Below are 23,163 nucleotides of genomic sequence, written 5' to 3' on the forward strand. Positions count from 1 at the left end.
CTCATAATCAAAATTAGCATGCAGCTCTAAAATATGTAATATGTAACATTTGTTTCTGCTATGTAATAAATGACATATACTTGTTAAAACCTGATAGCATCAACGTCAGGCACAGTTCAACAAAAGTTTAGATAATGACCGATTATGCACAGGCAATAAATTTCTCCTTCAAAAACATAGGTAATTTTAATAGTTCTTCGTTCTTAGGTGATTTGTCAGTTTTGGCAGATTCTTTGAACAATCTCTAATAGCAATACTAACGCATCTTTGTTAATTCCCTGTTAAACCACACTAATACTTTTGTAAAATCCTTTTTAATAGTGAATGTTTTGAAAAGAGCTGACGAAAGGATCCGATGTGTAATTTTCACCGGACTTTTTGAATATGTCATTTTTGACATTGTATGTTATTCATGACAAAGACCCCCTGCTAAATATAGCAGGGGGTAACCAGAAGATGTAATATCGTTAATAGGGAATCAGCTTATATTATTTTGATAACCATGATTCCACCAATTTATTCACTTCCTGGTTAAGCACTTCTTTTGCATCCGGTGAAATATGCCTTTGCATTGACTCATTATTCAAGTGCTTCAAAAAGTCCTGCATATGCTTTGTCGCTTTCTCTACTGAACCCTTATTAAAGAACTTTTCAGCTTGCTTCATTTTGTTAAGCAATTGGTTTGCTAATGGCCCTCTTAAGTCATCAGAATCGATATATCCATTTACCAGGTTCTGGATTTCGGATAAATTCATCAATGTAGTTACAGTAATTTGATTACTTACCTCCGACTTCTTGCCGCTCTCATCTTTTGCTGTAACCGTGAACTGATAATCTGTTCCTGGATTTAGACCAACAATCTCATAAGCTGTGTGTGCTGTTGACGCAATTTGCTCACCATTTTGGTAAATATCATAGGAGATCTGCTTATCCCCTTCAATAACCGCATCCCAGGCTAAGTTAACAGTAGTATCCATTTTTCCGGTAACCCGCAAATTCTCCGGTGCCGGAATAACATCACCAGTTGTAAAACGCTGGATATCTGACATTGATTTTCCGCCAAAGTTGTCTCTGGCAGTCACATACCAATAGTAGGTTTGATTTTCTTCTAAACCATTCCATTCCATTTCCGCATTTTGACCGCTTGATACATTTTCGACTGTTCCAATTTCATCATCTGTATAAACATTCACTTCGAAATAATCTGTTGCTACCCGTTTAACCTCTGGTTCTAAATTCAGGTCGATCGTGAATTCATCTTTCCCAGGAAATTCTTCCGGATCATAGTAGTTATAATCATCCAAGTAAGGCGAATAAGTGTTGACATATACCTTTTCGCTGCTTGTATCGAAATGCATAAGCTTCATATATCCGGCTCCGCCATCAGGGTTACCCTGGTAATTAGAAAGCATTTGATAGACGTTTCGGTCTGGCGTTCCATCTCCATCATCATCGATTTCATCTGTTAATAATTCACTATCTGTTAGATGTCCTGATAAAACCATGACAACATTTTCATTTGGTATAACAATTTCCTGGTATAATCTCTCACCAATTGCTGATCTGGTGCCATCTGGAGTCAAATAGGTATGAAAGTTCAAAATCGCTTTGCGGTTTGGATGTTCTGCCAGTACATCATTTATCCAAGCTATATCTTCATCACCAATTCCCCAGCCCATATAGACCATAATATAATCATTTCCGCTTGAAGATATTAAATCATAATGTCCGCGGTTATCTTTATATGACTCACCATAATAGCTTTTGTCTTGGAATCGATTTGCTCCGAAGTATTGTGAATAAATTGTATAGTCATTATCATTTTCCAAATCAACATCATGATTACCAGCTAGTACTCCATATGGAACAGCAGCACTATCCAATACACCCATAAATTGATCTGCACGATCCCATTGATACATTTCATTTACTTCATTAACAATATCTCCCGTGTGAAATACATAATCAATATTCAAGGATTCTTGGTTATCTTTAATCCAATTCACTTGAGATTCATAAATATCCGGCCAAATTTCAGTATAAAACTGCGTATCCGACATCCAGGCAAATGTATAATCATAGTTTTCCGGTGGTGGAATTTGATCCTGTATTAATACGTCTACCTTATTATCACGCACAAAATCTTCAACACTGACATTTGCTGTCAGTACAAAATCCTCTTCTGTCTCGGAAATAGATGAGTCAATGGCAACCCATTCTCCTTCTTCCGCTTCATTGTAATTCCAAGCATACATCGTCACTTTACGTCCTTCCAGTGACTTTCCTTCCCAAATTAATTCAACGATATCTTTATCATCAAGATCTTCTCCCACCTCAACCTCAAATCTCAGATATGGGAATTTTTCTGTTGAATCAGTAATAATATAATCGTCATCCGATGACATTAGTTTTGTATATTCTTCTTCGTTTAACGCAGTTTCACCTTCTGGAACCTTATCCTGTGGAGGTTCTGTTCCAACTGCATTTCTAAATGCTGCTACATTTTCTTTATTCTCCACATTATACTTACGCCCTTGATAAAATGTCACATCAAGTTCATCATTCGTCGGATCAGTAACATTTACACTTAATTCCGGATTTGCAGTGACACCAATAGCTCCATCTTCCGGGGTATTTACTTCCGGTTTATTTGGCATTTCTTCCATTATGGTAAAAGTGATGGCCTTTTCACTTTTATTTCCAGCCTTATCAATGGCAGTCACCTGCAGCACATGGTCGCCTGCAGCTAGATCAACTGAAGAAGTTTCATATGGGATTTCAATAGGTGTGCCATCTAAAGTAACATCAAGACTTTCCACTTCTGTCCCTTCAGTCTCTGTTGTAACATCAATTGTAAACTCACCTTTATACTGTTTCCCTTCTTCAATAGTTGTTTCAATAACTGGACCGTTATTATCAACCAATACACTTGCTGTTGCTTCTCCATGCCCTGGTGCTGAGACTGTAATCAAATGCTCTCCATCAGATAAAGTGCTCGTATCCAAGTTATAGGTTGCAGAGGTCAGTTTTTCTGCTGGTAAATCAAAATCAAAATAGGCCGCACGGTAAGTTTCATCTCCAATGTGTATTTCCTCCGTTGGATCGCTGTACACTGAATCTCTTATCGCTGTACCATCAGCCAAAATCAAACGAACATTCCGTACATCAAAATCGTCTACATATCGATCAATCGGGAAGGTGTCTTCAAAAAAAGGCCCTTCTGTGTCCCCTGCCCGAATTGCCATGTTATTGCTCCCTAACTGAAATTTTTCAGGATCGACAGGTACAATTACTGAAGAATAGCCAGTTATCCCTTCTACTATTTGTAAAATTTCACCTTCTATTGTCACAGCATTTTGTGCACCATTATTCAACCCTTCACCTTCAAATACAAAATATGCTTCTTGCTCCAATGACCCGTAAGTCTCTGTTATTTCTTCTCCGTCAATTGATAAAACAATATCATCAGGGTCTACCCCATTTATATTACCTTTAATTATTGTCTCACCTGTCAATAGATCACCATCTGAAATATTCAGCCTTGGATCCACGCTGCCTTCAACAATATCAATCTCGTATGTATCACTTGCTGTCTCATTGATACCATCTGATGCAACAAAATAGTACTCTATTTTTTCACTGCCTATAACATCAAGAAAATTAATCGAATGATGATAGAGAGAATCTTCCCGATTAATCGCTAAATTAACAGACTTGAAATCACTCTGATTATTATTTTTATAAAATAAGGTAAATGTTTTAACAAGCGAGTCGTCTTGCGAACCTGCAATTATTTCAATGTTTTCAGTTGGTGTTACTTCTGTTTTTCCGGTTAGATTATCTATTGTTGGCGAAATTGTATCATCCCCAACACTAATTAATGTCTCGGGCACTTGGTTAGCTTCTAAAGCACCAGGTGTTGCCGGTTCTGTCCCTGCACTTGTCTGAATCATCACGTTTGATCCATCTTCTGGATACTTATAGAAAATACCTTTGTCTGGCTGTGTATCATCAACACCATCATTATATGTTGCGAGAACAATCTCATGTCCCGTATTTGTTGCGATAACCATACTTCGTTTTCGGCTATTAGAAATCGAATTTCCATCAAGCTTCACAATATTTTCATTTTCAACTAGATTCGTATTGTAATTTGCATTGAAGTCTGAGACAGTTTGATCGCTGTTTCCCCCATTCATGACCCAAAACACCATCGTCTCCCCAGAATTTATCCATACATCTTCTGGAATTGCCCCCCAAATCTGGTCATAATCCGGCCCATCTGGATAACGGTAATGAATATTATAATCTTTGAAATTAATTTCCTTATCCGTATTGTTATAAACCTCAACGAATTCATATCCATCCACCGAGTTTACATTAGTCGAATCCGGAATAACCTCTGTAATCAATAAATGCGGCAATTGGCCATCATTCAACTTCGTTTGATTTTCCCCTTCCGCATGAACTAACTCGGATGAACCACCGTTCAACGGAAGCATACTAAATATCAATACAATCGACAGTAAATAAATCAACTTACTTTTAATAGAAATTACCTCCCCTTGTTCTAATCTCATTTCTGGATTAAAATTGCATAGTAACCCAAATTCGGTTCACTTATGTCTTTCATGTTGTGAAAAACGCTTTAATATGTACATCACCCCCCTTTATAGGATTTATCTCCCATATAATGTAACCCCTCTCATTTTCTAGTGAAAAATAACTATCTGTATTTTCATTATTTTCCGACTTATTAATTTCCAAATTAACATTTTTTTAAAATTATTGTAATATGTTTCTTTTGTTTTCAGTATGTCAAACTTTACATATATCGTGATAACACCTATTACTAATATAGTAATTTACTAATATTAAGCCGTAATTGATTATTAACAAAGTTAAAGTAAAGTTTAGAATGACAAAAAAACTCCAAAGACTTATTACGCCTAAGGAGTTTGTACCTATTTTATAGTTAATCACTTCATTGATCCCAGTCAAATGAGAGGTTTGTTTTTCTCCAACTTTTATGTGCTGCAGCATCATTCATCGCTTTTGTTAAATCTTCAGTTGTCTTTATTGAATATGACTTTTCAGGGATTAGTCTTTGAAGTGCTTGTTGATATTCTTTATTTTTAAATGCTTTCATTAATTTCCTGAATTCATCGGTGGTACTACGTGAGCTACCTTTTAATCGTATCCCCTTTTCTAAAATATCTCTTGTATTTATTGGTACCAATTCTTCGGAGACTCCCATTAAAACCAATGTGCCCTCCCTGGCAATTAGATCAATCGATTGATTAATTGCACTAGAACTAAACTTACCACCTGTACATTCAAACACTGTATGTACCCCACTTTCACTTTCAAAATCAAAATCTTCTACTAGTGCAGTCATAGCAAAGCTTTCGAACTGAGCGATCTTTTCTGGTATCGCCCCAAAAACTAATAGATTCTCTTTTGCTATTTCATAAATATAATGAAGTGCTGTTGCTGTTAAATAGCCTACTGGGCCGTCTCCAAAAACGGCTACTTTGCCTTCTTTTGTAAGCAGTAAATTTTCAACTTGATTAATAGCACATAAAGAAACGGAGCATAATTCAGTTAATATAGCAATATTATCATCGATTTCTTCAGGTACCAGAACTAAATTATCTCCCCCAATTACTAGATTACTCTGACCGATTCCATCATAACCACTCCCTAAAAATTCACCGTTTAAGCAGTAGTTTGGATGACCACCATTTTGGCAATTTGTACAACATGCTTTCCTGGATGTATTATTCAACACATAACCAGGAATGCTAGGTACAATGACAACCCGATCCCCTTTGTTGAAATCTGGATGAAGTGAGCTTTCTACAATTCCTAATCCCTCATGAAACAAAGCCATTGGTAATTTTTCCTCGATCGCTTTCTTTCTCCGGTTCCCAGTAAAATATCGCAAATCGGCATGGCATACACTAGCTAAATATGGTACAACTTCGACATCTCTTTCATTCAGCGTATGATGAATTTCAACTTTTTCGAATGAACCTGGTTTTACTAATCGAAATGCAGTTGAAACAATATTCTTATGTGTAATAATAGCACCTCCTTTTATTATTATTCATTTTTTTAGTTTAGACTGTTTATAATGCTTGTTTATTTTTAACCCCTCAGTTGATGTAAACTACGACATAACTTTAAATGGTAATTGAGCCACCACTGCGGAAATACACTTCGCTTTCCGCGGGCTCGCGATGAGCCTCCTCGGTCGCAAAGAACGCTCCCTGTGGGGTCTTATCGTCTTCGCTTTCCCACAGGAGTCTTCGTGTATTTCCTCCGCTAGTATTCAGGTTACTGCCGATAAAGTGCAATAATATTCAAAACAAGCATAGAACCACCTCACCAGTTCGGGTGAGCGCAGGGCGGTGACTCCTGCGGGAATAGCACGTGTCCGAAGACCCCGCAGAGTGGTTTTCTCGAGGAGGCTGAGGCCGTGCCCGCGGAAAGCATCCGCCCGCAGCGATCCCGAACGGCGATTCTTGCAGATGCTAAGTAGTACGCAGTTTATTCAAATTATGTTAAAAACAACAATTTCGATGAACGTGCAGTGTGCAGTCCCATTCTTCTAGAAAACAGCCCTAATTCATTATGTAAAATACCTTGCATAGAGCGATTTAAAACGTTCCAGCTCATTTGTCGTACAAAGAACATTTTGATAGTTCATTGCCTTTATAAACTGCTCTTCATTATCAACAGGCCAAACGACAATTGTTATACCTGCTTCTTTACACGATTTAGCATATTCTTTTGTTAAATATTCAATCCTTAAAGATAAATAGGTTGCATTTATTTGCTTCATAAATGGTATAACCGCTGGGGAAGCACCATGTTGAATAATTCCTAATTCTATGTCATCAGACAGGCTTCGCATTTTCGCGATAGCATAATGATCAAAAGAGTTCACGTAGACTTGTTTCAGCATCCCTGTTTTCTGAATAACATTGAGCACAGCCTCCTCTATCCCGATGTACAAATCCCCTTTTTGTTTTAATTCAATACTTACAAATATTTTATCTTTAGCAAATAACAGCGCTTCCTCTAAAGTAGGAATCTTTTCCCCTTCACCGACCTGGAAACTTCTTAGTTCTTCAAGAGTGTATTCCTTCACCATCCCCTGTCCATTTGTAGTCCGGTCAATAGTTGAATCATGCATTAAGACAGGTATTCCATCTTTACTTAATTGAACATCCAGCTCAACATGGGTAAAATTTAGATTAAGAGCAGCCTGATAAGAGGCTATTGTATTTTCTGGATACTTTATCGGATAGCCACGATGTGCAAGCGCTTTAATTTTCATTAAATACTCTCCCTTTACTTGATAATCACGTCTTAAATAATTGGCAAATGAAACTCAACGAATTTTGCCATTTGTTTTGTCATTCTCCGCTGGCGGCAGCGAGTTTCTAATTTTCCCATTTTTGCTAACCAATCATTACCTACATGGTTTCCTTATATTTCTCCCGCAGCCCAGATAATTCCGCTTTCAATTCACTCACTATATCCAAATAGGATGGATCATTATAAACATTATTCATTTCTAATTGATCCTTCTCCAAATCGAATAATTCCCATTCCGGCTTTGTTTTCTCAGGAACTGCACCTTTTACATCTAATGGATCCCCATAGTAATAAATGAGTTTATATTTTTCCGTACGTATACCATAATGAGCAACAACATTATGAGTAGTTAAGTGTTCCCAGTACCGGTAGTAGACAGATGTCCGCCAGTCAACAGGATTTATCCCTTGAGCAATTAAACGAAAACTTTCTCCCTGCATTGGTTCCCCAGAATCTGCACCTGCATAATCCAAAAAAGTTGGCGCAAAATCATTATTGATAATCATTTTATTTGATGTGCTTTTCGGGTTAATCTCCTTAGGATAACGCATGACAAAAGGCATGCGTAATGATTCCTCATACATGAAACGCTTATCATACCATCCATGTTCCCCTAAAAAGAATCCCTGATCAGAGGTATAGACAACAATTGTGTTTTCAGATAAATCATGGTCGTCAAGGTAGTTTAACAGCCTTCCAACATTATCATCAATGGAAACAACACATCGTAAATAGTCTTTGATATAGCGCTGATATTTCCACTTTTTTACTTCCTTTAATGTTAATCCCTCAGGCGGTTTTTCTTTTACATCATCCTCTGTTAAATCTTCGATGCGCATATCAGCCTTCATAGCTGCATCAGCTCGATTTTGATAATTATCATCGAAATTAACCGGTTCACCAAATTCCCTTTCTTTAAATAGTGTTGCATATTTTTCCGGCGGTTGCCATGGACGATGCGGTGCCTTATGGTGAACCATCATCATAAAAGGCCTTTCGTGATCTCTTGAATTAAGCCAGTTTATAGAATAGTCTGTGATTAAATCTGTTGCATAGCCTTCTATTACTTTCTTTTTTCCCATTTCTATCATCGTTGGATCATGATACTTTCCTTGACCAGGAAAGATGTTCCAATAGTCAAACCCGGTAGGATCGCTATTTCCGCCATGCCCCAAATGCCATTTTCCTACAATAGCAGTTTCATAACCATTTTTCTGCAAAAGCTTAGGAAATGTCTGCTGTTCCCCGTCAAAGTCATCAGATAATCCCCTTACACCGTTTATATGACTGTACTGGCCAGTAAGAATAGCAGCCCTGCTCGGTGCGCATAGTGCATTTGTACAGTAAACATTGTCGAAACGCATTCCCTCATCAGCTATTCGATCAATGTTTGGTGTTTCAATCAATCGATTATTGTAGCTGCTGATTGCCTGTGATGCATGATCATCACTCATTATGAATAGGATATTTGGTTGCTTAGAGTTCATTTTTTTCTCCTTCCAAGAAAATTATTGTGGGATAAGGCTGCATTCTAAAAGTTTAGGTCCCGGCTGCAGACATAGCATATACAAAACGGGCGCAACCCACCGTTACGTCGCAGTTTATAGATATAGCACGAGACTTTATGAAATAAAAAAATCACATTCAACTAACAAGCTATCTATACCTTCCATCTTTTCACTACTTTCTGAAAAAATCATAGCATAAGATAAGCCCCTTGTTGATATGTGACTTTTGCACTTACTGTGTTAGTTCTTACAAAAAATATTTCATTTAAAATTAATGGTGATTCCTGTACTGACCAGGAGTAACTCCTTCCTCCTTTTTAAACTTTCTTGTAAAGTTCGCAACATCTACATAGCCAATATCCAGAACAATCTTCTTAATTGGCTTGTCAGTTTCTTTTAACTGTCTTTTAAATTCCTCATTGCGTAACTGCCAAACAAACTGAGTAAACGTTTTTCCAGTTTGCTCCTTCACAAATCTGCTAAGGTACGATGCCGATAATTGGAAGCTTTCGGCTGTAAACTCCAGGCTTAACTCATGTGATTTATAATTTTTATGAATATAATTCAATATGTTATCCCGAAGCAAATTATTATGGCTTTCTTTTCTCTCTTCAACTTCATCACAAATATCTACTATTAACTTATTTAGTATTTCTTCAAGATTCTCTAACGTTTTGAACTCAGTTAGACTTTGAATCTGCTCGACACTAAAGCTGATACCTAATTCCAGTGTGTTTTTTAAAACTGTATTGATAATGTCAAAACACATACATCGTAACATATATAAAGATGCATCTTGTTCCTTTACATTCGTAATGATATTCTTTAACGTTTCTCTAGCAACTATTTTATCACCTTGTTTTAAACTTTGAATAAATTTAGCCTGATCTTCTGCAGGATACCAAAATGGATTCCCTTCTGCAGTTGTAATATTTTCAAAGTAAATCGCACTTTCATTATTGTTTAAAAGATTATATTCTATAGAGGCACTGGCTTCAATAAATGAGCGATTAATCCAATCTAACCCTTCATAAATTTTCCCTATACCTACAGTTGGCATTTCTTTACAGTATTCCTTTAGTTTCTTTCTCAATTCCTTTACAAAATCTAGCTGAATCTCATTTACATCCTTATCATTTTCATTAATATTTACAATAATTGCCACTGCATTATCATGAATTAATTCCACTCCATAACCGACACAGTCTTCATAAGAAATCGTTGTTAGCAATTCTAATACTTTCTCTCTGCTTTGCAATGATTCATGCTCCATTATTCTGTCTTTAAAAGAAACTAATACAATAAAGAAGCTGTCTCCATTAAAACTTATCTCTAAATCAACTAACAGGTCATTTATTTCCGTTTTCCTTTTTATATCACCTTTTAATAGTAAGGATAATAATTGATCTTTTATAAGTGGTTGGTGCACCTTCATTTTTTTATGTAATTGTTCACTATCTTCATGCATTAACTCGATAGCTTCCTGGATGCTCTTCAATTCATCTTTATGTTCTTTTCGATGCAAATTCTCTTTTGATTTTGTTAGTAAAGATTGAGCAAGGCTCTGAATAGGTTTGTATTGGCGAAATGACATAAATACTGTTGTTAGGATACCAATTAGAGCAATTATTGAAAGTATTATAATGATTGTTAATTTCAAGCTATCCATTTTTCCATAAAACTGGGCAGTAGGCATTGCCGTCACAAAAGTCCAATCACTTATCTCAGAGCGAACTGTTACAAGTGAATAATTTTCTTTGTTTATTGTTTTATCCAAGACACCTGTTTCGCCCTTTGCCAGTTTTTGCACCTTCTCTGCACCTAACTTTTCACCTGTGCTACTGGATGCAAGTAATTCATTATCCTCATTAAATATATACATGTTACCTTTAAACTCACCTAATACATTCTGCGTTAATTTTTTTAATGTCGATTCTTTAACAAGAAATGCCAGTGTACCAATAGCAAATGTGTTATTCGTTGGGATCGGATACAAATAAGAAATGATATGATTTTGCTCATTGTTATCTGAAATAAGACTCACTGGATGTACTGTCGCCTCTGTAACCGTTTCCATATCTGTTTTAAATTTAGCAATCTCATCTTCTTTAATTTCATATACCAAGTTAACTAACGTATTCATCGAACTGCTGCCTCTTGGGGAATAAACCTGGTCACCTTCATGATAATATAAATATAGTCCATCAATAAAAGAACTATTAACTTTATATGATTTTAATTCTTCAATTGCTTCCTTACTATAATACGGATGACTTATCATGTATGGAGTAAGACGATGATCTAATGAAATTCTAGTTGCAATATTTTCCAACTCTTGCATTCTGGAGTCTGAAAAATCCATAACTTGTTCTATCTTTTCAGTATTAGACTGTACAATTTCCTCTCGAAGGCTCTGTACAGACATTTGGTAAAAGACTATACTTATCGTTAAATATGGAATTAAAAAAATAATCAAGTAAGACAGCAAATATCTATACAAAAGAAATGACCTTTTATTAAACAATATTATTCACTCACTTCAAAAGAATTTTCCAGGTCTTCCTAGCCGCTAATTGCAATTTTAAATAGGAAAATTCTATATTACCCTATTTTATTATAGTATTTAGATAGTTTAAGAGATTGTTACATTAGATTTTGTTAAAATAATAATACATCACTCCAATGAAAACGTAAATAGTCATTTTAGTAGAGAGGATTGTTAAAAGATACTTATATATTCAAAGAGGTTATTTCTATGAATTTATTTCATGGCTTAAACCTCGCATTTATAAGGAAGTTACAGGGGATATTATGATAAGTGTCAGTATGTATAGCTTGAATGGGCAGAGCAGATGAAATTTCAGAGAAAGAGCTGAAAAAAATCGCGAGAGTGCTTGAAGATGCTGGTGTCTTCAAGGATCAGCAAGCATTCGGAAGATTTATCCAGACATTAAATAAGCAGGTGGTAAAATAATGAAAATCGAATCAAAAAAGGTTCACGCAGAATGGCAAGAATTCACTCTGACAAACAACCAGGGCATGACAGTCAGCGCCCTTAACTATGGCGGAATCATCACCAGAATTCTTGTTCCTGACCGTAATGGAAACTTAGAAAATGTTGTACTGGGATTTAAAAATTATGCGGATTATGAGTCGAATTCCAATTATTTTGGTGCTCTCATCGGCCCTGTTGCCGGAAGAATACAGGATGCTTCATTTGAACTAAATGAACAAAAATACATGCTGGAAGAAAATGAAGGAAAAAATCATCTCCATGGAGGGTCTGCCGGATTTCACCAGGTCATATGGAATGTGGAAGCTTTTCAAACAGGTGACACTGTCGGGCTAAAGTTGACACATAAATCTCCGGATGGTGAAGGTGGTTATCCTGGAACTGCAGATATCGAAGTGACCTATACGCTTAATAATGAAAATCAGTTTATTATTGATTATTCAGCAGCCAGTGACCAAACTACTCCACTCACATTGACAAATCATTCTTATTTCAATCTAAGTGGAAATATAAAAAACACCGTTCATCAGCATCATGTGACAATGGACAGCGGGAAATTTGTCGAACTGGATGAAGAGCTGATTCCAACCGGAAGCTTAATCGATGTCAGTGGAACTTCCTTTGATTTTCGAAATGGCCGATTTTTGGAAGATGGGTTTAAGGATAATTCGAAACAAAACAAGATTGCTGGCGGGGGTTATGATCACAATTTTATTTTTGATAATATAAAGGAAGAAAATGTGATTGTATATGAAAAGCAATCAGGACGTGTTCTAACAATAAAAACAGATCAGCCCGGAATGGTCATGTATACATCAAACGGTTTGGACGGTAAGCTTGAATTAGCTGAAGGTCTTTCAAGAAAGCATCTTGGTGTATGCTTTGAAACTCAAGCCTCACCTGCCTCTTTACATTATAAGGGCTTTCCGAGTGTGATTCTAAAAGCAGATAAAGAATATAATAAACGTACATTTTTTTCATTTGGTGTAGAGGAATAAATCGGAATTTGTTATTATTTCCCGGGAAATGCTGAAATTTGAAAAGCAAAACGGTTATTCAAGAAGATAGCCTTTTTGCTTTTATCCCGCCTTAACGGGCAGTAAGACCCCCACTTCAAGATTTAAAAGTAAAGCCAAAGAAGATAAGTGGGGGATCAACTGCCCGTAAAGGTCCGATTCTGTTCAACTAACATTCAGTGGGGGAGATAGGGAAACCCCCACCGAATGAAGTTTCACTTTATATAACCGGATCAAATAACTCCACCAGCAGAAGTGAAACTGCACCTAATAATGTTGCATCATCACCAAGACTGGTAACCGTTACTTCTGTCAGCTTTGCTTCAGGGGTCAGAGCCATTTGATCAATCGTTTGTTTGATAAAAGGTAAAATGAATTTCTCACTTTTCATTACTCCCCCACCCAAAACAATTTTTTCAGGATTTATCAAGTGAATCAGATTCGTCAACCCGATACCAATGATTTGACCGGTATATTCGAGAATTTCTATGTAAGCACCGTCTCCAGCATGTGCTGATTTGTAAATTTCTTCTCCTGTTAATGAATCTGGTGCAGACTGTATATTTGTTTTAGCTTTTTTGACAATTGCAGAGCCGCTGACGAATGCTTGCAAGCAGCCACGGTTACCACACGAACATTCAGGTCCATTTATATCAACTGTCATATGGCCAAACTCACCAGCAATATCCTGTGCACCATGATAGAGCTTTCCGTTAACTACTACACCTGAACCAACACCACGGCCAATATTGACTGCAACCATACTGTCCACTTCACCATGACCGCCAAACCATGATTCACCCAGAGCCATAGCCCGGGCATCATTCTCAACATTGACGACCAAATTGAACTCCTGCTCCAGCTCAGCCTTTATTGGAATGTTTCTCAAATTCAAGTTAGGTGCTATCAGCGATGTACCTTCTTCCACATCTACAACACCATGCATCGCCACACCTATTCCAATAATTTTATCTTTTATTGTCGTTAATGATTGCAGCAATTTATGTATATTTCCTTTTAAAATCTCGATGAACTGCTCATTTGTAATCGGGAGTTCCAGTCTGCTGGAATTTCGTTCATATATTTTTCCCGATAAATCTGCAAGTACACAGGCAACATTTTCAGGCCCCGCGTCCACACCAATAACATAAAATGCATCACTGTTTATGAGAAGCATTGTAGGTTTTCTTCCGCCTTTAGACTCTCCAAGAGAACTTTCTCTCACGATCTCCTGCTCGATCAGTTCTTTCACAATACTGCTGACAGTCGGAGGTGTAAGCTTCGTTTCCTTCGCAATTTGTGCTCTGGAAATAGGTGCGGATGTACGTATTTTATTTAAAATGATTGATTTATTTACTGATTTCATTAACTCAAAGGTGCCGCGCTGCATAAATGCTCCTCCCAATTTAGTTAAATTAATTAAGTTGGTATTAAGTATATTATATTTGAATATTTTAATAAAGAAATTGAGTAAAGCTTCCTGATTTATATTTGGGTTATAGTCTTGAAGCTTCTTTCTTCGAGTTTGTGATTGAGGTTGGATGCGGAGTTTTGTTAAGTTGAGAGCTAATGTTGCAAGTTGAGACAACCTTGTTTAGTTAAGACATAACGGAAGTTTTTCTGTTTATCTCTCAACTTTCAGCCATTATCTCTCAAGTTCAAGTGATCTTCTTTCAAGTTTCCTCTCCTTTCTCTCAACTTTACTGTACCAGCAAAATTAACTTAAAATTACATTTCTGCTTGTTTCTTAACCAGATTCCTTCCGCACCGCTCCCCTCTTCACACGCCCATTATAATTAACCGCAATAATCCCTAGCGCCACCAGCACCAATGCGGACAAAATAAACAAATTCAATTTCTCGCCCGGTATAAACATAGCTGATAAAACTGCACCTGAAACCGGCGTAATAAATTTGTACATGGTAATTTCACCAGCTTTATTGAATTTTAAAAGCGAATACCAAAGTCCAAATGCTGCAGCAGACAGCAGTGCGGAATAAATGAACAGCCCCCAGCCAAGCGGTGTAAATGTCATTGCATTTTCATTTAACTGTGGCAGACCAATTACCAGCATAAGCCCTGCTCCGATGGTTAACTGCCATCCTGTTATCGCAAATGGATGTATCCCTACAGCCAATTCCTTTGCCATAATTGTCGCGATAGCACTTGTCAGCGCAGCTAATATCATATATCCTTCCCCAGTCAATTGGAAACTCAGCTGCAGCTCCTGTCCCCAGTTAGCGACAATTATTCCAATAAAACCAGCTGCTAACCCGAAAGCTTTTTTCGCATTCAGCCGGTCATTCGAATAGAAAAAGTGGGCCAATAAGACCGTAATAAATATTCCGCTTGACGATAATATTGCTCCTTGCATTCCAGACACTTTTGCAAGCCCATTATAGAAAAAGTAATATTGCAGGCCGGTTTGGATAATACCAAGTATAATAAGAAAAAGAAACTGTCTCTTCGTAACGAAAAGATGTCTCCGATTGAAAATAAATAATCCTATCAAAATAATTAATCCGGCTAACAGAAAACGCATCCCTGCAAATACGAGTTTCGCTATTGTATCATCTGGCGCCATCTGTATTTCTTCATAGCTTAATTTTAAAACTGGAAAAGCACTGCCCCATAATACGGAACAGAATAAAGCGATACAGACTACGAGCCATTTCTTTTTAAACAATCTGTTCATGTAAGTCATCTCCTGCGATGTATAAATGTTAATAGACCTCTTGGATCTGGCGTGATTCATTAAATATTTTAATGTCTGTCTGGCGGTTGAGCTTTCCGGCTCCTTTTTTTGTCCTCCCCACCATTCCAAACCATTCATTCTAGCCTTACATTATAGCATAAATTCAACAGTATAATCTCTTTATCCTTCTAACAGGGTTAACTAGCTAGCAGTATTTAAGGAGGAAACAGGATGACTGGTAATGTTGGTGAGATGGTCAAAAAATATTATGAACTCAATAAAGTGAAATTTCATTCAGAGGTAACTTGAGAAAATTATCTTGATTCAACTATCAGCACGATTAAGTACGAATGCATTGCGAGCAGCTAATTATAAACTGCTGCAGGAGAAGTAACCGCTAACTTACTTCTCCTGCATTGATTTCACCTGTACACTGCATCTGAGAAAATTATTTGCTATACTTGTCTGCAGAATAAAATTCAATTTAAACGAGGGATAATAATGATCATTATCGAAAATAATTGGCTTGAAGCTGGCATTTCACTCCATGGGGCTGAAGTAAGGGAGGTCAAGCATAAAAAGAATGGCCTTAGTTATATGTGGACTGGCGATGAACGTTACTGGGGGCGTGTGTCACCAGTTTTGTTCCCAATTGTCGGCCGTTTAAAAAAAGATCAATATCAACTGGAGAGCAAGACCTACAGTATGAAGCAGCATGGGTTCCTACGCGACGTGGAATTTGAGGTGGCTGAGCAAAAGGCGGATGAAGTCTCTTTTGTATTTCATTCTGAAGGTAAATTCACCGATATTTACCCATATGAATTCAGGGCAGTAATTCATTATGAACTAAAAGAGGATTCGCTTATGATCGGCTGGGAGATTACAAATGTGAACAATGATGAAATGTACTTTTCCATTGGCGGCCACCCTGCATTCCGAGTGCCGCTGCTGGAGGGAGAATCATTGGAGGAGTACAGGTTAACATTAAATCCCGCTAAAAATAAAGCAGCGAAAGAGTACGAATTAAAGGATTCATTCATTCAGGAAAAAGGGGTGTCGGGCCACAAGAGTATTAAGCTCGCAGCATCCCTTTTCAAAAATGACGCTCTTATTTACGGCAATATTGATCTGGTGACACTGGAATCTGGAAATCACGGTGTTGAAGTAACCATGAAGGATTTCCCCTTTGCCGGAATCTGGTCAAAATATAACAAACAAGACGGGACAATTGCTCCATTTATCTGCATCGAGCCCTGGTATGGGATTGCGGATACAGTTAATACTACTGGAAACCTCAAGGAAAAGTTTGGAATTAATAAGCTTGAGCCAGGCGGAACGTTTCGAAGTGAGTATGGGATTCGATTTAAGTAGTATTTCGCTGCTAAATTGAATCATAAGCCCGGGGTTTTCTGTGCATACTAAATAATAAGTGAAAATCCAGCTGTCATTGGCCCCCTCAGCTTAAAAACTTGAGGGGGATTTTTCTATCACCGGCATCATTGCTTATCCAGCAAGCCTTTAGCTGCTTCCAGCCAAGTCGCAGCCATCAGCATATTACCTGCAGAGTTCATATGTACGCCATCTATTGTTACATTGTAGTTCCTGTCTGCATTTAAATAGCCTAGAAAAGCTAAATGTGACGGGACAACAATAGCTTCGAATTTCTCAGCCAGACCATTTACTATCTCCACATATTCCACTAATTTCTTATTTCCCTGTGAATGGACGTCCTCTTCAATAATTGTTGGTTCCATTAATACAATACTTGCATCAGTCTTGGAGCGAACCTGGGTTAATAAATCATTATAAATCATTTCAAATTCAGCTGGATGGATCTGCTTCATTTGCGGATTATCGATTTGACGCCATACATCATTAATACCAATAGAAATAGATAGAATATCCGGATTAAGTTCAAGCACATCCTCCCGCCACCTGGCAGCTAAATCACTGATTCGGTTTCCGCTTATCCCTTTGTTTGTAATCTTAATTTGTTCAGTCAGATGGACCGTTTTCAAGTAATCATGTATTATTCTTACATATCCATTGCCAATATTGTCAAGGTCCCCTTGTTTACCACTTTCAGTAATGCTGTCGCCGATGAAAAGAATATGTTTCATTGAAAATACCTCACTTTATTATTGAAGTTACTTTATAAAATCTTTTTTGCAGGTCTTGCTCTATTCAATTGCCTATATTATAAATTTTCATTTACAAATTCAATCGTCTTATCCACATGCTCAACCATGCTCATGTCATGTGCTGTAAATGGATATATTTCCATGGATTTCGGTGCCGTTATAAGATTATACACTCCAAATGCTGGCATCGGCGGACAGATCAGATCCTTTAACCCTTGTGAGATTCGGGTTTTGCATGTAATAGATTCACTCAGATTTAAATTATCAAAGTATGTGAGATTTTCATATACCAATTCTATATGTTCCGGATATTGGTGCAAAAATTTTTCAACAAATGTTAAGGAACCCTCGAATTTCTGCTCGATTGCGAGGGGGATATCGCACATATTCGGCATATCAGCAATTGCTAGCTTTGGCCGGTCATCCAATGCCGCAACAGCCAGTGTGATGCCTCCACCCATGCTTCCTCCGATAACACCAATGCGATCTGGGTCTATTTCAGGTCGAGAGCAGGCAAAATCTATTGCACGGACACCATCTGTGTAAACCTTACGATAATAATATTCTTCTTTATCCAGGATCCCCTTCGTTACCCAGGTTCCAAGACTATCTGAGGTATAACTGGAAAAGTCACCACTTTTGCCCTGTCCCCTGCAATCCACTGCTATGACAGCATACCCCTGGATGAGCCATTGCATATAATTTGAAACAGAATGTTTACTCATGGAATATCCATGAAAAAATAATAGACAAGGCAATTTTTCATTATGTTCTTTCGGCAGGATGTAATGCGCATGTATCGGTGTTTCATCAAAGCCATGATAGGTTAGTTCATACGCCGTAATTTGCTTGATTGGATAATTCAGATCCGTTAATTTCGCACGCAAGGGTTTCTTTTTTGCTTCAGACAGTGTTTGGCTCCAGAAATCATGATGATCCGGTTTGCTTGTACGTTCAGGCTGGTATGATTTAAGTTCCTCTATCGTTTGTTTTATATGTAACACGCCTTTTCTCCCCCAGTAGAAAATTAGTAATAGTTTGAATGTATCAGAAGCAGTTTATTTAGACAAGCAGTAATATTCACTGCCGCAAAGCAATAAGATTAACTATCTAATTGTTTTTTGGGAGGGAATAGGATGAACAGCAATGATACATTACTGACCGGTGATATGCTGAGGAAATATTATGATCTTAATAGAAGAAAAAAAGAAATCGAACAGGAAATGAATCATTTAAAAAAGTTATTTCACACGTATTTTGACAGTGAAGCAGGACCGCAGACGAAGGGTGAATTTACTCACAATGGCTTCAAACTGCAAAGACAAATCCGGAAGTCTGAAAAATTTAATACTGACGTGACCATTGCGAGACTGGATGAATTGAATATGAATGAGCTGATTAAGATTGTAAGAAAACCGGATGATGAGAAGATAAATGCGGCTGTGAGTCTAGGGTTATTGAAGGAGGAGGATCTTGAGGACTGCAGGGTAACGAATTATTCGGCTGCAATAACGGTTAAGGAACTGTGATAATTTTAAAATGAGTTATAGACACCCCAATGGTAGTCCATAACTCATTTTTATTTAATAGTAGAATTCTCAGCTGAATTAAGCTGATTTCCGGGCAGAAGATATACTTTCCAATCAGTAAAAAAAGTACACAGCCATCAAGCCCATGGTATAACCTATTTCCGAAATTCCGCCAATTTCTCATTCAACTCTTTTGTCCGACCATATACATCCTGATAAACACCAAACAACTTCCTATATCTCTCCACATTTTCCCTATTCGGGTGGAACTCTCGCGTCACCTCTAAAAACGCATCCGCACAATCCGCTAACGTATCAAACCAGCCACATCCATACGCTGCCAGCATAGCCGCACCCATACCTGGACCTTGCTCACTTGAAAGTTTTACTATCTTAGCATCAAAAATATCAGCCTGCATCTGCAGCCAATTTTCATTTTTCGCACCGCCTCCAGTTGAGACGATTGTATCAATGTTCTTTCCATTTTCGCGGAAAATAGCTATCGATTCATTTAATGAGAAGGTGATTCCTTCCATTACAGCCCGGACAAAATCTTTTCGTTGATGGGAACTGTCCATTCCGATAAAGCTTCCGCGAATAGCCGCATCTGCATGTGGTGTTCTTTCTCCGACGACATATGGTGTAAACAACAGTCCATTGGAACCTGCAGGAACAGAGCCGACTTCACCAACAAGCTCCTCAAATGACTCATCTTTTGCAAAAACATCTTTGAACCAGCTGAGACTGTAGCCTGCTGCAAGGGTAACACCCATCGTATAATAGGCATTTGGTGCACCGTGATTAAAGTAATGGACTTTTCCTTGGAAGTCTTTATCATTACTGGATTCATAGGAAAGCACAACACCTGATGTACCAATACTGCAAAGTGTTTTTCCATCTGCCAGAATTCCGGATCCAATGGCACCACAGGCATTATCTGCAGCCCCGGCAAATACACGCGTTGAAGCCGAAAGCCCGGTTGCACCTGCTACCTGAGAAGTTATTTTACCTACTTCTTCGTGTGAATCCACAAGTATCGGACAGATACCTGTATCAATATCCAGTAATTCACAGATTTCCTTACTCCATGCTTTTTCACTGACATTGAGTAGTAATGTTCCAGCTGCATCCGAATATTCCATATGTAATTCACCAGTCAGCTTATAACGTAAGTAATCCTTTGGCAATACAAACTTTTTGGCCTTTGCAAAAATCTCTGGTTCATGTTCCTTAACCCAAAGCAGTTTAGGTAAAGTAAATCCTTCCAATGCAGGATTTTTTGTAATTTCAAGCAACCGGTCTTCACCAATTACATCATAAATTTCCTGACACTGGGCAGTTGTTCGTGTATCATTCCAAAGAATAGCATGACGCAGTACTTCATTATTTTCATCAAGCAGGACTAATCCATGCATTTGTCCGGAAAAACTAATACCCTCAATATCTTCCCGACTGCCATCAAAATTATTTAGGAGATCAGACAGTCCTGCAACTGTCTGATCAACCCATACTATTGGATTCTGTTCACTATAACCGGTTTTTTTCTGAATTAGTGGATAATCTTTAGAAACTTCCTGAACTACATCTCCATTTTGATTAACAAGCAAAAGCTTTACCGCACTCGTTCCCAAATCAACACCAATTACGTATTTCACCTGCAACACCTCTTCTGCCTTTAAAATCTATTCTCCAGCGTAAGCTCTCAACAAATATTGATTGATTGTTGCTTTAATTTTTTCCAAACGACCGGATTGATGTTTAACCTCTGACAATCCCAGCGCATGCTCTTCAAGCTTATGGAAGTCAGTTTTTCCTTCTACAATATCCAAACCGATACCATCAGTGTAGCTTTGATAGCGTTCTTCAACTATACCTTCAAGTACTTGATCATCAATTAATTTTTGGGCAACTTTTAGTCCAACTGCGAAACTATCCATTCCAGCGATATGGGCATGGAATAAATCTTCCGGCTCAAATGAACCTCTTCTCACTTTCGCATCGAAGTTCAGTCCACCACGGCCCAGTCCACCATTTTTAAGGATTTCATACATTGCCAGAGTTGTAGAGTACAAGTCTGTTGGAAATTCGTCTGTATCCCATCCGAGCAGAGGATCACCCTGGTTGGCATCGACTGAACCAAGCATATTATTCACACGTGCATAGCGCAGTTCATGTTCAAATGTATGCCCTGCTAATGTTGCATGGTTTGCTTCAATATTAAATTTAAAATGATCATCTAGACCATAGTTTTGCAAGAATGCAAAGCCTGTCGCTACATCAAAATCGTATTGATGTGTTGTCGGCTCTTTTGGTTTTGGCTCGATTAGAAATTGCGCATCAAAGCCGATTTCCTTTGCATAATCGACAGCCATATGGAAGAAGCGGCCCAGGTTATCCATTTCCAGCTTCATATCTGTATTCAGCAGTGTTTCGTATCCCTCACGGCCACCCCAGAATACATAGTTTTCTGCTCCCAATTCTTTCCCAATTTCCAATCCTTTTTTCACTTTCGCTGCAGAATATGCAAAAATATCCGCATTATTGGAAGATGCAGCCCCATGAATAAAACGAGGATGCGTGAAGTTGTTTGCCGTATTCCAAAGCAGTTTTGTTTTGCTGTCTTTCATATAATCTTTCATCATGCCAACAATCGTATCAAGGTTTTGATTTGTTTCTTTTAAATTACTTCCTTCTGGTGCAATATCCACATCATGGAAGCAGAAGAATGGTACATCCAGTTTTTCAAACAATTCAAAAGCAGTTTCAAGGCGCGCCTTGGCTAAATCCATTCCAGTATATTTATCCCATGGGCGAATAGCAGTACCCTTACCAAATGGATCAGATAAATCTTCCGTAAACGTATGCCAGTATGCAACACCATAACGCAGGATTTCCTCCATTGTTTTGCCGCCAACTTTTTCGGTCGGATTGTAGAATTTAAATGCATATGGATTTGTTGAAGTGGAACCTTCGAATTTGATTTTGTTAATATTGTTGAAATAAGCCATAGTTCGTACCTCCTGAAAAAATTATATTAAAAAGTTCTATAATAAATGTAAATGCTTACAAAGTCTATTATAGCAATGCCACATTAGTTTGTCCATTAGATAAACAAAGTTTTTAATAATATTTAATTAATGCTAAACAAGTATTGTTGCCGTATAATAGTTCATGATAGTTACAGTCAAACTTAGACACCGATGGATTTTATCAGTAAGGAGGTTGCATCCTTGAGTAATACTAGTAGTGTAATTTACAGCATAATGGAATGGATTACTCGTTTCGCTTTTGTAAATATATTATGGATACTGTTTTCACTGGCTGGTGGAATTATTCTTGGTTTCTTCCCCTCCACTACTGCAATGTTTGCTATTGTCCGGGATTGGTTAAGGGGAAACACGGAGGTTCCGGTTTTTAAGACCTTTTGGAAATATTTTAAAAAGGATTTTTGGAAAAGTAATCGTTTAGGACTATTTATCATGGCAATCGCCGCTATAATCGGAGCAGATATCTGGTACATACAAATTAACCTGAATGAGCTTCTAACCTGGACATATATCCCACTGTTCGCATTCATGCTGCTGTTTCTGTTATTTTCTTTTTACATATTCCCAGCTTTTGTACACTATGATCTTAAACTATTTAAACTGGTCAAAAATGCTTTTCTAATCATGTTAATTAATCCTCTAAATACAATTTTAATCATTCTGTGTCTCGGATCCCTTTATTTTGTAATGCGTTCGATTCCGGCATTGGCATTCATTTTTGGCGGGAGCTCCTATGCTTTTATTACAATGTGGCTGTGCTTGAATGCATTTAATAAGATACAAAGGAAGCAGGGGAAATAAAAAATCACTTACTCAAATAGAGAAAGT

General features: G+C 37.6%; 16 protein-coding genes. 5 read left to right on the forward strand and 11 right to left on the reverse strand.

Features of this window, described 5'->3' with window-relative positions; genetic code table 11:
• Positions 1-488: 488 nt before the first annotated feature.
• From CIL03_RS11630 to CIL03_RS11650, 5 genes are all read right to left on the reverse strand, one after another.
• On the reverse strand, positions 489-4,493 hold the full coding sequence (locus CIL03_RS11630) for an FIMAH domain-containing protein (protein WP_165767947.1): 4,005 nt from the start codon (positions 4,491-4,493) through the stop codon (positions 489-491).
• Positions 4,494-4,984: 491 nt separating this feature from the next.
• Complete coding sequence (locus tag CIL03_RS11635) at positions 4,985-6,088, reverse strand: zinc-binding dehydrogenase (protein ID WP_420855416.1); 1,104 nt, start codon at positions 6,086-6,088, stop codon at positions 4,985-4,987.
• Between the two features lie 546 nt (positions 6,089-6,634).
• Positions 6,635-7,345, reverse strand: a complete 711-nt coding sequence (locus CIL03_RS11640) for a glycerophosphodiester phosphodiesterase (RefSeq protein ID WP_094886037.1) — start codon at positions 7,343-7,345, stop codon at positions 6,635-6,637.
• 139 nt (positions 7,346-7,484) lie between these two features.
• Entirely contained in the window at positions 7,485-8,873 is a 1,389-nt protein-coding gene (locus CIL03_RS11645; protein WP_094886038.1) for a sulfatase family protein, read from the reverse strand.
• A gap of 292 nt (positions 8,874-9,165) precedes the next feature.
• Positions 9,166-11,256 (reverse strand): helix-turn-helix domain-containing protein, encoded by a 2,091-nt coding sequence (locus tag CIL03_RS11650; RefSeq protein ID WP_240508058.1) that lies wholly within the window; start codon positions 11,254-11,256, stop codon positions 9,166-9,168.
• Between the two features lie 477 nt (positions 11,257-11,733).
• Between CIL03_RS11650 and CIL03_RS20255 the strand changes: the two genes are divergently transcribed.
• Together CIL03_RS20255 and CIL03_RS11655 are read left to right on the forward strand one after the other, a co-directional pair.
• On the forward strand, positions 11,734-11,868 hold the full coding sequence (locus CIL03_RS20255) for a hypothetical protein (protein WP_276282947.1): 135 nt from the start codon (positions 11,734-11,736) through the stop codon (positions 11,866-11,868).
• On the forward strand, positions 11,868-12,905 hold the full coding sequence (locus CIL03_RS11655; RefSeq protein ID WP_094886040.1) for an aldose epimerase family protein: 1,038 nt from the start codon (positions 11,868-11,870) through the stop codon (positions 12,903-12,905). The genes CIL03_RS20255 and CIL03_RS11655 overlap by 1 nt, the downstream gene beginning before the upstream one ends.
• Positions 12,906-13,143: 238 nt before the next feature.
• Here CIL03_RS11655 and CIL03_RS11660 read toward each other — a convergent pair whose 3' ends face one another.
• Complete coding sequence (locus CIL03_RS11660; RefSeq protein ID WP_094886041.1) at positions 13,144-14,313, reverse strand: ROK family transcriptional regulator; 1,170 nt, start codon at positions 14,311-14,313, stop codon at positions 13,144-13,146.
• 357 nt (positions 14,314-14,670) lie between these two features.
• Positions 14,671-15,618 (reverse strand): DMT family transporter, encoded by a 948-nt coding sequence (locus tag CIL03_RS11665; protein ID WP_094886042.1) that lies wholly within the window; start codon positions 15,616-15,618, stop codon positions 14,671-14,673.
• 501 nt (positions 15,619-16,119) lie between these two features.
• Here CIL03_RS11665 and CIL03_RS11670 point away from each other — a divergent pair.
• The gene (locus CIL03_RS11670; protein WP_094886043.1) at positions 16,120-16,989 is read left to right on the forward strand and encodes an aldose 1-epimerase family protein; all 870 of its coding nucleotides are present in this window, start codon (positions 16,120-16,122) and stop codon (positions 16,987-16,989) included.
• Between the two features lie 125 nt (positions 16,990-17,114).
• On the opposite strand, the gene CIL03_RS11675 is transcribed toward CIL03_RS11670, so the two are convergent.
• The gene (locus CIL03_RS11675; protein ID WP_094886044.1) at positions 17,115-17,738 is read right to left on the reverse strand and encodes an SGNH/GDSL hydrolase family protein; all 624 of its coding nucleotides are present in this window, start codon (positions 17,736-17,738) and stop codon (positions 17,115-17,117) included.
• A 77-nt stretch (positions 17,739-17,815) separates the two neighbouring features.
• Positions 17,816-18,763 carry an acetylxylan esterase gene (locus tag CIL03_RS11680; RefSeq protein ID WP_165767948.1) on the reverse strand — a complete coding sequence of 316 codons (948 nt, stop codon included), beginning with the start codon at positions 18,761-18,763 and terminating at the stop codon, positions 17,816-17,818.
• A 132-nt stretch (positions 18,764-18,895) separates the two neighbouring features.
• On the opposite strand from CIL03_RS11680, the gene CIL03_RS11685 reads away from it, so the two are divergent.
• Positions 18,896-19,288, forward strand: coding sequence for a hypothetical protein (locus tag CIL03_RS11685; RefSeq protein ID WP_094886046.1), 393 nt, complete (start codon positions 18,896-18,898; stop codon positions 19,286-19,288).
• A 155-nt stretch (positions 19,289-19,443) separates the two neighbouring features.
• On the opposite strand, the gene xylB is transcribed toward CIL03_RS11685, so the two are convergent.
• Both xylB and xylA read right to left on the reverse strand, forming a co-directional pair.
• Positions 19,444-20,943: a xylulokinase gene (gene xylB, locus CIL03_RS11690; RefSeq protein ID WP_094886047.1), complete on the reverse strand. Its 1,500-nt coding sequence runs from the start codon at positions 20,941-20,943 to the stop codon at positions 19,444-19,446.
• Positions 20,944-20,970: 27 nt separating this feature from the next.
• Positions 20,971-22,296, reverse strand: coding sequence for a xylose isomerase (gene xylA, locus CIL03_RS11695; protein ID WP_094886048.1), 1,326 nt, complete (start codon positions 22,294-22,296; stop codon positions 20,971-20,973).
• A 222-nt stretch (positions 22,297-22,518) separates the two neighbouring features.
• Here xylA and CIL03_RS11700 point away from each other — a divergent pair, with 222 nt between their 5' ends.
• Positions 22,519-23,136 carry a YesL family protein gene (locus tag CIL03_RS11700; protein ID WP_094886049.1) on the forward strand — a complete coding sequence of 206 codons (618 nt, stop codon included), beginning with the start codon at positions 22,519-22,521 and terminating at the stop codon, positions 23,134-23,136.
• Positions 23,137-23,163 lie beyond the last annotated feature (27 nt).

It is taken from the genome of Virgibacillus indicus, assembly GCF_002266285.1.
Taxonomy (GTDB): domain Bacteria; phylum Bacillota; class Bacilli; order Bacillales; family Amphibacillaceae; genus Virgibacillus_K; species Virgibacillus_K indicus.